This is a genomic window from Aureisphaera galaxeae, from assembly GCF_028561275.1.
Taxonomy (GTDB): domain Bacteria; phylum Bacteroidota; class Bacteroidia; order Flavobacteriales; family Flavobacteriaceae; genus Aureisphaera; species Aureisphaera galaxeae.
Genome location: NZ_JAQQTF010000017.1, coordinates 48,878 through 62,829 on the forward strand (window position 1 = coordinate 48,878; position 13,952 = coordinate 62,829).

Below are 13,952 nucleotides of genomic sequence, written 5' to 3' on the forward strand. Positions count from 1 at the left end.
GTAGAAAACTATGTTTCAATCCAAAAATAACAACTCATGAAAAATTTCAAATTCCTATCTACAATAATTGCCGCAACACTTTTATTGGTAGCTTGTGAAGCAGAAGAACTTAGCCTTGCAGACGAAACCCCACAGAATCTAGAAACCCAAGACATTTTAGAAAACCCCATCCCAATTCCAACCGATGGTGAAGACGACCTTCCGGGGCAAGAAGGTAATTTAACCGATGGAGAAGATGATCTACCGGGTCAAGATGGTAACTTGACCGATGGAGAAGATGACTTACCAGGTCAAAATGGTAATTTCAATGGTTCCGATGGTGACACTGGAGATCAGGAGGACCCTACCGATGGTGAGGATGACATTCCAGACCCTGACGGCGATGACTTTACTGATGGAGAAGACGACCTGCCAGGACAGGGCGGATAATATATACAGACCTAATAACCCACCCTTACATGGAATAACTGTGTAAGGGTTTTTTTGTTTACAACAGAAATATGAATAGATTTATAGTGAAATTACTCCTCAACATGAACCTTATTTGTGAAAAATTCCAATATCCTTTAGGAAGGGTTGCCATCTTTGGCCTAGTGCTCCTTTTCCTAGCCATTTCGGTATCATGCGATGCGACTAAGAAATCCGATGATGAGATCATAGAATATGGGGATGTGGATGCCGATAGCACCTTCGTGTACATCTACAAGGCAAAGGAAAAAGGATTGTCCAAAGACAGCGTAGTACAATCACTATCCAGGGCCGGATACTTTATTGATGGAATAGGAAACGATTCCCTTAAGGTGAAAGCACTGGTCGACTTAGGGATTGCTTGGTTCGGAGCAAGGGAACTGGATTCTTTTTACACTACCTCCAAGCGGTTGGATCTGTTTTCGCGAGATATTGGGGATTCTTTAGGGATTGCAAGGAGTTATTACAACTTTGGAAGTTACCACCTGAGAAGGCAACAGATGGACAGTGCTTATCAAAGTTTCTTTTTGGCCGAACGGTTGTATGCTAGGCTAAAGGATTATAAATGGGCCGGTAGAGCAGCCCTAACTATGGCCATCATACAAAAGAACATTAGAGACTATGTGGGTAGTGAGGCCAATTCCATACGAGCTATTAATCATTTGGAAAAAGCAGATGATACTCAATATTTGGCATCGGCTAATAATAACTTAGGTTTAATTTCCAATGAATTGGGTAAATATGATGAGGCGATCGAATACCACACAATGGTATTGGAAAATAGAAGGGAATTAGGAAAGAATGCCTTGGTAGTAGGCTCTTTAAACAATATAGGATTGGTATATGCAAGTAAAGAAGATTATGCCGAAGCCATACGTTATTATAATAGTGCACTTTCCCATGATAGCATTATGAAATCCAAACCTAGTACCCAGGCCAGACTGTGGGATAATTTGGCCAGGGCCAAAGCACTATCTGGGCAAACTGAGGGTATACCAGATTTGTTTTATAATGCTCTTTCCATACGGGAGAAGGAGGGCGACAATCTAGGAGTTGCAACTAGTAATCTTCATCTAGCAGAATATTTTCTAAACACAGATTCAATCTCTAAGGCATATGACTATGCAAAAACGGCTTATGAAAAATCGAAACCCCTTAAATACAATAGGGGGGTGCTAGAGTCGCTAGATATTCTAGTGAAGACTGGAAGTACTGAAAATGCCTTGAAGTTTTCGAAGATACGGATCCATATCATGGATAGCCTGCAGAACGAGGAAAGGGGATTTCGGGAGCAATTCGCTAGAATTCGCTATGAAACCGATAAGATTGAAAGCGAAAATATACGTGTAACCCGCCAAAAAAGACAGTTGACGATTCTACTATTGGCACTGGTTGCTTCTTTTTCTTTGGTGTATACCCTAATTCAACGAAGATCCAACCGAAAGGAATTACAATTTCGTGAAGCCCAGCAGAAAGCCAATGAGGACATCTATAACCTCATGTTACAGCAGCAAGAGAAGTTGGAGGAAGGAAAACGCATGGAGAAGAACCGCATTTCCGAGGAATTGCATGATGGTGTTTTGGGGCGTTTGTTTGGTACCCGACTTAATTTGGATAGTTTAAACGAAAGCCAAGATCAAGGCGTTATAGATAAGCGGGCAAATTATATTGATGAGCTCAAGAATATTGAAGATGAAATTAGACGCATTTCGCACAATTTGAGTACGAATGTGTTCGAGAAGGATGTCTTCTTCATAGAGGTGATTGAAAACCTCATAGAAGATCAGTCGAAATTGGAACAACAGAATGGATTGCTGTATCATTTTAACAATGATCCCAAGATAAATTGGGAGAAAATGCCCAACGCCATTAAGGTGCATTTGTATAGGATCATTCAGGAAGGATTACAGAATATTAGAAAGCATGCCAAAGCAGGTAATGCCTGGATTAATTTTAAAAGAGAAGACCAGCAACTAGCGTTATCCATAGTGGACGATGGTCAGGGTTTTTCGGCAGGTGACAGGTTGAAAAAAGGGATTGGGATGAAGAACATCTCGTCTCGTGTAAAGCAGATTGGAGGGACTGTTAATTTTTCTAGCAAGAACAGAAAAGGGACAACAATATTGGTGAAAATTAAGATATAATTGTAAATTAGTAGCAAGAAACACCCCCTAATACATCAACTTTTCCCCGCAGAAAACTGGTTGTTAAACGCTTAGATGCATTAAATGTTTTTACAATGAAAAGGAGGTTGAATGTTTTAATGGTAGATGATCATCCAATGATCATAGAGGGCTATAAGAATACCTTATTGTCCAAGTACCAGGAAGATTTTTCCATTACGGTCGATATTGCCTCGGATTGCGATGAGGCACAAGACCTTATTAAGAAACGCGCCAAAACGAAACCATACGATTTGGCCATGATCGATATAAAAGTACCTGCTTCCAAAGACGGTACCATAACTTCGGGTGTAGATATTGCTATTATGCTTAAGGAACATCATCCCAAAGCATACATCATGATACTTACCATGCATAATGAAGGGAACAGAATTCATAATATCCTTCAGAATATAAACCCGGAAGGGTTTCTTATAAAGAGTGATTTGTCCTCCCGCGAATTTGCACGTGCTTTTGAAGACGTTATAGATGGAAAGACCTATTACAGTGCTACGGTAAATAATCATTTTAGAAAAACCATTTCAAATAACTTCTCACTGGACCAAAAGAACCTTCAAATACTCTATCATATTTCTAGAGGGGTGCGTACCAAGAACCTGAGTAACTATATTAATCTGTCTCTCAGTGCAATAGAGAAGCGAAAGAACTACATTAAAGAGCTGTTTGATATGAAAACTGCCAACGATGAGCAGTTAATTGAAGAAGCCCGAAAGAGAGGGTTTGTTTAATGGTTATCAGTGATTTAGCGAACAAAAAGTTAAAAAATACGGTTTTGCCGTATTTTTTTTGTGACCATCCTAGAAGCTTATGTTCTTGATTCTAAATAATTTTATCCTAAGTTTATTGAAATTCTGGAGTAAAAGTTGCAACTGTTAACTGAGTTTTTAGCGATACTGGTTAAACTAAAGATGTAAACTTTTTGTAAAAAGTAAAAAGATCTTGAAAATCAAGATTAGGGGAAATCTTCTCAAGGTCTTTTACTTTTTTTTTAGTCTCGTTTAAGTTTGTGAGTATTTTCTTAAGCTTATTAGTAGGGCAATTCGTATTCCATTTTTAATAGATCCCCCTTTTATCAACCATTGTAGTGAACTTTGTTGAATAACCAACCCCTTGTTTATTCTACGTTAAGTTGGATCGAAAGGTCCGCACAATTGTAGCCCCACCCCTTATCCCTCTACAGTTGGATCCCCTTACATTATTATTTTGAACCTGAAGGTGAATAACCTTTGGGACAGACGATTTGTGAAGATACATTAACTTATTCTATAAGCTTATGAGAATCATTACGCATTCCACTGTACCCGAAAATGAAACCCTTTTAACCAGCGTTAAAAGACTTATTTTCCTTTTCGTGCTATTCCTTTTAACCGCCACTAGCTCGGTAACCTTAGCACAGAATCGTAGTATTTCCAGTCAAACAAACAGTAACATAGACCCTAGTACATCGCATATTTTCGATCAGGGATGTTTCAGGTTTGGCCCGGAAAACCTTGAAGTAAGGACCATCCAGTCCTACTATCAAAACAAAAAAATAGCAACCCCTCCTTTGGGTAGCCGGACGGTCACCGCCGTCGATCTGAATGGAGCAGGAGCAGGTGTGGATGCCACAATATTCAGTGTTCCCACCCCCGGGTCGGTGGGTCCTACAACCGAGTTTGGAGCTTTCGTAACAACAACTTCAGGAAGCATGACCAGTGCCGTTTTCTCTTTCACAGGTGCGGTCGATGGGGTGAATGAACTTATAGGTATAGTAGATAGTGGTTCGGGAGCCATTGCCGGAGTATTCGATCTCGGTAGCGCTTTCCAGCCAGCAACCAATATTACCGCAGGTACAGTGACATTAAGAGTAACAAACCCTGCAGTCGGAGTGTTGAATGTGGCCCGATTAGGGGGAGGCCCCATCCCAACCTCCGACTTCAATATTTTTCTTTCCAATTTCCTTTACGGAAATCAATTGAATCCGGGGGCCACCGAAGGTACCCGTATCATGAATGTGGCCGTAACCGATCCCGACAATACGGTATCGGCCAACTCCTTTATTAATGTAGGATTTGCGCCAGTGGCTGTAGACGACGCCAACAGTATTTTGGCCAATGCAGTAACACCAGTAACTGGCAATTTATTAGCCAATGACAGCGATCCTACACCTGGAGATTCTATTTCCATTTCTGAAGTAAATGGGTATTCAGCTTCTGTAGGAACTCCCTTTGCTTCCACGTATGGTACCATTACGGTGCTGGCTAATGGAAGTTACTCGTATTCGGTAGATGTGAGCAACATTGCCGTAGCTGGACTCTCAGCAGGAGAGTCCATAGATGACATTATATCTTACGGTGTCCAGGATGTATTAGGGTTCACCGATTTTGGTTTTATAACCATTACCATCAACGGAGTAGATGAACTCCCCGTGGCAACGGACAATACGAATGCTGTGACTGTAGGGACAAGTCCTACTGCCAACGGGGATGTTATCTTCGACGACGATGGATTCGGTGTGGACACCGCAGATAGACCTTTGGCTATCTTTGTTTGGGAAAACGAATTTAGCGCTCCCGGAGGGGTTTTCGGAGGACTTTCAGGACCTGTAGGAGGCCAGAATAGAACAGAGGCAACTACAGGTGTAACAGTATCATTTACCTCTTCAGATCCCGACAATATTGGGATACCCGATCAAGACCAAGTAGTATATCAAACCTTCACCAATGGAGGACATTTTGGTTATTTCGGCTTCGCTGTAGATGCCAACGTGAATCCATCGGCTTCATCGGTGCTTACCATGGATTTCGATGAACCCGTGGTAAACCTCAGCTTTACCTTATCAGATATAGATTGGTCCCAAGGGGACTCTTGGCAGGATTTAATGACTGTAACCGGATCCAATGGGGGAACCCCAGTAAGCTTTATTCCTCAGGTATCCGGTTCGGTTGTTACCGTAGGGGTGGATACCTTTTACGGAACAGGGTCCGTTGTACCCGAAGATGCCCATGGAAATGTAGTTATCAACTTCCCTAATCCCGTAACCCAAGTAGTAGTAGCGTATAATTATGGACCCGATGCCACCGCAGCAGATAACGGTGGACAGATCGCGGCCATTTCCGATATGATTTGGCAGGCAACGGGGGCTCCTCGTGTAAGTGCTGTGGACGGTAGTGCAGCCAACGTTGGGGTCTCCTATGCCACTACCTATGGATTCATTACCCTTAACAGTGATGGAACCTATACCTATACGGTAGATGCTGCCAATCCCGCAGTGGCGACCTTGCCTGTGGGAAGTACATTAATGGATGTAATTCCATATACCTTAATAGATTCTATTGGCCCTGGAGGAAATACCGATACAGCCAATCTTACGATCACCATTAATGGAAGCTTTGTGGCCTGTGCAATTACGGCCATAGCCGCCGTTTCCAATAACGATTGTGATCCTGGTACTGATACCTTTACGGCCGATGTAACGGTTACCTTTTCTGGAGCTCCAGCCACAGGAACCCTGGATCTCACTGGGGATGGAACAGCTAGCGTAGCGGTGGGAAGTTTGGATACCGCTACCTCTCATACCTTTACTGGGGTTACCATGGTAGCCGATGGAGCCGCCATAGACCTTACCGCAACATTTTCAGATGATGTTGCTTGTACGTTCAATGAACCCAACGCCGGTACGGCCGATCCTTCCTGTGCTGCTTCTTGTGGCATTACGGCCATAGCGGCGGTATCCAACAATGATTGTGACCCGGGAACAGATACATTTACGGCCGATGTAACAGTGACCTTTTCCACTCCACCAGCCACAGGAACCCTTGATCTCACAGGGGACGGAACAGCAAGTGTGGCGGTAGGAAGTTTGGATACTCCGACTTCGCACACATTCGCAGGAGTAACCATGGCAGCCGATGGAGGTGCCATCGATCTTACTGCAACTTTCTCAGATGATGTTGCTTGTACGTTAAACGAACCCAATGCTGGGACTGCAGATGCCTCCTGTGCACCTACTTGCGCAGTTACCGCTATAGCAGCAGTTTCCAACAATGATTGTGACCCAGGAACGGATACCTTCACGGCAGATGTAACTGTGAACTTTATCGCTCCTCCGGCTACTGGAACCTTAGATTTAACTGGAGATGGAACGGCAAGTGTAGCGGTGGGTAGTTTGGATACCCCTACTTCGCACACTTTCGCAGGAGTAACTATGGCAGCCGATGGTAGTGCCATAGACCTTACAGCAACTTTTTCAGACGATATAACCTGTACTTTCAATGAACCCAATGCTGGAACGGCAGATTCGTCATGTGTTCCCTTAGATGATGGGGACGGAGTTCCTGCGGCAGTAGAAGATGCAGGACCCAATGGGGGAGACGGAAACAATGATGGTATTCTCGATTCCACACAAGGAAATGTGGCTTCACTTCCAGATGCGTCTGGTACAGGAACCTACGTAACCCTAGAAATAAGCTCTTCTACCTGTGCACAAATTACTAATATTCAAACGATAACCGAAAGTGCGGTTGGTGAATTAGATGCTGATTTCGATTACCCTGTTGGACTTGTAGATTTTACGGCAATTTGTGTAAACCCAGGGGATAGTGCCATGATTAACTACTGGTGGCATGGAATTGCAGCTATAGATTTCTTCAGAAAATATGGATCAAGTGCTCCAGGTGCTGGAGACGCTACTTACGATCACTACTTAGCAGGTCAATACATGGAGAATGTCGCTGGCAATATGGTACCGCGAACACAGTACCAAATTACAGATGACCTTCCGGGAGATGAAAGTGCCACTCCAACTGAAATTATCGACCCAGCAGGGCCTGCACTTGCATCCTTCCCAACAGATGATACCGATGGAGATACCGTAATAAACGCAATAGACCTCGACGATGATAATGATGGTATTCTAGATACCGATGAAATGGATTGTGCGCCTGCGTTCATAGCGTTGGGTCAAACCTTTTCAAGTACTGCAGTATCAGGAACTGTAGCAAATACTTTTGCTTACGGTGGGGTAGATATTACCTTAGGGTATGAACTTATTGGATCCAACCCTGGAACAACACCTGCATGGGTTTCAGGAGTTTCAAATCAGAATAACGGAGGTATTGCACCAGATGGAGAATATGCGAACTTCCAACCCAACAATACAGATTTCCTTTTGGGAGATGTATCAGTTTACACACTTGACTTTATTAACGGTCCGGTGTTCAATCTTGAATTCAAATGGGGAGGTTTGGACAACTCAGACCGCTTGGATGTATTAGCCAGTGTAGGAGGAACTAATGTTCCGGTTACCATTACAGATATTAACTTAGGAGGTAACCTCAATATTCTCGGCCCGCAAAGTGTATTTAGTACCGCAGGAGGGGCCAATGCACCTAATAATAGTATACAAATTAGAATTGATGGTCCTGTCGACCAAGTAATTGTTACTACTGGAAAACAGAATGGAAATTCTGGAACGGTAACAACGCAGTTGTATGAAATGATCTATTGCGTACCTATCGATACCGATGGGGACGGACTATACGACCATTTGGACCTGGATGCGGACAACGATGGTATTTATGATGTGGTCGAAACTGGAGGCACCGATGTGAACGGCGATGGTATGGCAGATGACACAGATGGAGACCCAACTAACAATAATGGAGTACCTAACACAGCTAATGGTGGTGCAGGAAATCCACCAATTAATAGTGATGGTGATGGAATTCCCGACTTTCAGGATACCGATAGTGATGATGACGGTTGTAGTGATGCAAACGAAGCATTTAATGACGCCAATGCCGATGGCGGTGACGGTGAACAATACGGAACAAGTGATCCCTTAACAATTGCCGATGGAGAAGTTAATGCCGATGGAACTGTTGTTGCGGCAGATTATTCTACAGGGACTAATAGTGCGGTGACTACACCCGATGTGGACCTGGACGGGGACGGACTTGTAGGGGCCTGTGATCCCGATGATGATGGCGACGGAAACCCAGATACAACAGATCCAAACCCACTTGTGCCCACGGCTGTGGATGATAGTGGAACAGCTACCGCAGGAGTTCCTGAAGTAATAAACATTATCGGGAATGATGATTTCTTGGAAAATAACAACGCGGGAAGTACAAATCCCATAACCATAAGTGATACAGGATTGGGTACAGCTGGAGGTGTAGTAACTTTTGACCCCGATACTGGTGAACTAACCTATACAGCTTTACCTGGAGAAGGCGGAACTACGGTAACAGTAGTATATCAGGTTTGTAATGACTTCGCTCCACTGGGATTACCAAGTGGCCCCGAAGATGTCTGCGATACAGCTGTTGTGACCATTACTGTGGCCGTTGGAGATCAAGATGGAGACGGAGTCCCCGATGATGTAGACGTATGTCCTGGCTTTGATGATAATGCCGATGCCGATGGGGACATGGTTCCCGATGGTTGTGATGAAGATGACGACAATGATGGAATTTTGGACAGTGTGGAATGTCCGCCTGTAACCATGCTTGGAAACACCACGGGAGGTACGGGGATGTTCATAGATAATGTTCATATTATAGAGTGGACGGATACAGACTGGGCGGATGGATGGCAAATTGGAGATCAGCAAGTAGTCAACTTAGCTAATGGAGATGTGGTTACATTAACTGTTTCAGCACTTATTGACAATGCTCCAGGAGCTACAGATGGATGGACTCCTTCAGGATATGGAACAAATGGAAATGGAGGTTTCGGAACTGCATATCCATCTCCTCCATTGGGCAGAATTGGAATGAGTGCAAATGGTCAAAACGGTTCGATAACTTTCGATATAGCTGCCGTCGATGCTGTTGGAAATACAGTGGTATTGGATTTTGTTTTCACTGATCCAGAAAATACAGGTTCTGTAGTTGAATGGGCTGAAGCCAACACAAACGGTTCAGTTTGGACTGCTATCGAGTCATTTACCGATCCAACGACGATGAACTCTGGAGGTGTTTATTCCGGAGTTGGTACGAATACCATACGTTCATTGAATAATTCTACCCAAGGTAATTCACTCTTCCGATCTGATGGGGCCAGTCAAATCGAAATAAATATGCAATCGACAGGAGGAGGTAGATCAGCCCTTCTTTTGGGGATCTTCGTAGCACAGAGACCTGGAAACACCGATACAGATGGAGATGGTGTTATAGATTGCCTGGATCTAGATTCAGACAATGATGGAATATACGACGTTGTAGAAGCAGGAGGGACCGATGCAAACAATGACGGAATGGCCGACGGTATCGATAGCGACGGTAATGGTATCCCAGATTCTGCTGGAACGGGACTTATTCCTACCGATAGCGGACCTACTCCTGGGACACCCGACTACCTTGACGCTGATAGCGATGAAGATGGCTGTAGTGATGCCAACGAAGCCTATAACGATCCCACAGCCGATGGAGGCGATGGCGGTCAGTATGGAACTGATCCCGCTGCCGTAAACCCAGATGGAACTGTCATTGCTGCTTCCTATACAACAGGGGCAGTAGCAGCAGTAACCACGCCAGACGTAGACTTGGATGGTGACGGACTCGTAGGAGTCTGTGATCCAGATAACGATGGTGATGGTAATCCCGATACTACAGACCCAGATCCCACAACGCCTAACGCTACCGATGATGCGGATGCCACAGATGTAGGGGTGCCCGTTACGGTAAGTGTTCTGGACAATGACGATTACTTAGATAATAATGACCCAAATAACTTAGGCACAACTACTGTGACCGATACCGGAACCGGAACCGCTATGGGAACGGTTACCATCGATCCCGCTACTGGCGAAATTACCTATATCCCAACTGCAGCCGAAGCGGGAACCGATGTAACCATTGTGTACCAAGTATGCAATGATGAATCGGGAACCCCTGTTTGCTCTACTGCGACAGTGACAATTACAGTATCTGACCTTCCGGATACCGATGGTGATGGAATAAACGACTATGTCGACCTAGACGACGATAACGACGGTATTCTCGATACCGATGAATCTCCAGGATTACCACCCCCAAGTTTCGATGATGATAACGATGGGGTACCAAATTACTTGGACCCTGACCAACCGGGCTACGTGGATACCAATGGGGATGGTGTAGATGATAGATACGACTTTGACGGTGATGGAATCCCGAACCACTTCGACTTAGATGCCGATAACGACGGTATCTACGATGTGGCCGAATCGGGAGGAATCGATGCGGACAACGATGGTATCGCCGATGGATTGGTAGATGCCAATGGGGTGCCGAGTTCTGCGGGAGGTGGAAATGCACCGATAGAAACTACCCCAGGTATTTCAGACCATTTAAACAATGACAGTGACGGCGACGGTTGTACCGATGCCAACGAAGCATACGATGATCCTACTGCCGATGGGGGTGATGCGGGACAGTATGGAACCGATCCAGCTGCTGTGAACCCTGACGGAACAGTAGTAGCTGCAGCCTACGGTGCTGGACAAAGTCCTTCACCAAGTGCGGTAAGAACAGCAGATATCGATCTCGATGGAGATGGTCTTGTTGGAGCCTGTGATCCCGATGATGACGGTGATGGAAATCCGGATACCACCGACCCAGATCCGACAACACCTAACGCTGCCGATGATGCAGACGCGACCGATGTGGGCGTACCCGTGACGGTGAGCGTTCTGGACAACGACGATTACTTAGACAATAATGACCCAAATAACCTAGGCACAACTACTGTGACCGATACCGGAACCGGAACCGCTATGGGAACGGTTACCATCGATCCCGCTACTGGCGAAATTACCTATATCCCGACTGCAGCCGAAGCGGGAACCGATGTAACCATTGTGTACCAAGTATGCAATGATGAATCGGGAACCCCTGTTTGCTCTACTGCAACGGTAACGATTACCGTTACAGGACCTGATAGCGACGGTGATGGGATTAACGATTACATCGATTTAGACGATGATAATGATGGTATACTGGATACGGATGAATCTCCAGGATTACCACCCCCAAGTTTCGATGATGATAACGATGGGGTGCCAAATTACTTGGACCCAGACCAACCTGGCTATGTAGATGCTAATGGGGATGGTGTAGACGATAGATACGACTTTGACGGTGATGGAATCCCGAACCATTTAGATCTAGATGCCGATAACGATGGTATCTATGACGTGGCTGAATCCGGAGGAACGGATGCCGATAACGACGGAATTGCCGATGGATTGGAAGATGCCAATGGAGTACCGAGTTCTGCTGGTGGCGGAAACACCCCAATAGAAACTACCCCAGGTATTTCAGACCATTTAAACAATGATAGTGATGGCGACGGTTGTACCGATGCCAACGAAGCATACAATGACCCTACAGCCGATGGAGGCGATGCGGGACAGTATGGAACCGATCCAGCTGCTGTGAATCCTGACGGAACCGTAGTCGCCGCAGCTTATGGTGCTGGACAAAGTCCTTCACCAAGTGCGGTAACAACAGCAGATGTAGATCTGGATGGAGACGGATTGGTAGGAGTATGTGATCCCGATGCCGATGGCGACGGAAATCCAGATACTACAGATCCCGATCCAACGACACCCTTAGCTGCAGATGATAGTGGAGCTACCGACCCGGGAGTACCAGTGGTGATCGACATACTGGGGAATGATGATTATCTGGATAATTCAGATCCTAACAACCAAGGAACCACTACCATTACAGATACGGGAACGGGTACTGCAGGCGGAACCATCGTGTTCGATGCAAGTACGGGTGAACTTACCTATACTCCGCTGCCAAGTGAAGCTGGAATGATGGTGACTGTGGTGTACGAGGTATGTAATGATGAGTCCGGAACCCCTATATGCGTTCAGGCTACTGTTACTATCGATGTAGGTGATCCAGATACAGATGGTGATGGCGATCCCGATTCTACAGATCCCGATCCAAATGATCCTTGTGTATTCACAGCGGGAAGTACCCCAGATCCATCCAACCCAATCTGGCAGGCTGCGGATTGTGATGGGGATGGAACCACCAATGGTGATGAAAATACGAATGGGACCGATCCTAACGATCCTTGCGAGGATGATGGAACTATTGGAGATGAAGACACCACCAATCCTGTTTGGCAAGCTGCCGATTGTGATGGCGATGGTGTGACCAATGGACAAGAAGATACAGACGGGACAAACCCTTACGATGGGTGCGATTACGATCCCGCCAATCAAGATTATACAACAACATCAACTACCTATCAAAATGCGGATTGCGATGGAGATGGGGTAACCAATGGTGATGAAATAGATCCGGACGGGAATGGTGTAGACGATGGAAATGGAACCGATCCATTTGATCCTTGTGACTACAATCCAGTGCTCATAACATTGACCCAAACAGCCGCTTGGCTTACTGCCGACTGTGATGGGGATGGAGTAACCAACGGACAAGAAGTAATTGACGGAACCGATCCATTAGATCCTTGCGATTATAATGCAACCAGTCAAGTGGTTGCAAATGTTACAGCTGCCTGGAATGCCCTCGATTGTGATGGTGACGGTGTTATCAATGGGGATGAAATTACGGATGGTACCGATCCTCAAGACCCATGTGATTATGTGGATGGCAATCAGACCGTAGCGGTTACCGCTACTTGGAATGCCCTTGACTGTGACGGTGACGGGGTGACCAACGGGGACGAGGTTGCCGATGGCACGGATCCTCTTGATGAATGCGATTTGATATATACTAGCCAAACGGTACCGCCATCGGCGGCTTGGGAAGCAGGAGACTGCGATGGCGATGGCGTTACCAACGGCGATGAAATAACGGACGGTACCGACCCGACCGATCCTTGTGACTTTATGCTTTCGAGCCAGACGGTTCCGACCACCCCGGCTTGGGAAGCATTGGACTGTGATGGTGACGGAGTAACCAACGGTGATGAGATCGCTGATGGAACGGATCCGTCCGATCCGTGTAGCCTGGATGTAGCCAGCCAGACGGTATCGCCGACTGCTGCTTGGGATGCCCTCGACTGTGACGGTGATGGGGTAACGAACGGTGACGAAGTTACCGACGGGACCGACCCAACGGACCCATGTGATTTCGTACTTGCCAGTCAGACCTTGCCACCAACAACGGCCTGGAACGATGCCGATTGTGATGGAGACGGAGTAACCAACGGTGACGAAGTGGCCGATGGAACAGATCCACAAGATCCATGTAGCCTAGATTATACAAGCCAGACGGTACCACCAACGACGGCCTGGAACGATACGGACTGTGACGGTGATGGTGTGACCAACGGTGATGAAATAACGGA

Annotated in this window: 4 protein-coding genes; all 4 read left to right on the plus strand. The window is 45.8% G+C overall.

From position 1 onward, the window contains the following. Positions 1-36: 36 nt before the first annotated feature. Positions 37-429 (plus strand): hypothetical protein, encoded by a 393-nt coding sequence (locus POV27_RS17095; protein WP_272864005.1) that lies wholly within the window; start codon positions 37-39, stop codon positions 427-429. 71 nt (positions 430-500) lie between these two features. Continuing rightward, a complete protein-coding gene (locus tag POV27_RS17100) occupies positions 501-2,612 on the plus strand; it encodes a tetratricopeptide repeat-containing sensor histidine kinase (protein ID WP_272864006.1) in 2,112 nt (703 codons plus the stop codon). A gap of 95 nt (positions 2,613-2,707) precedes the next feature. Further along, a complete protein-coding gene (locus POV27_RS17105) occupies positions 2,708-3,379 on the plus strand; it encodes a response regulator (RefSeq protein WP_272864007.1) in 672 nt (223 codons plus the stop codon). Positions 3,380-3,924: 545 nt separating this feature from the next. Further along, positions 3,925-13,952: VCBS domain-containing protein (locus POV27_RS17110; RefSeq protein WP_272864008.1), on the plus strand; the 10,028-nt coding region annotated here is incomplete at its 3' end.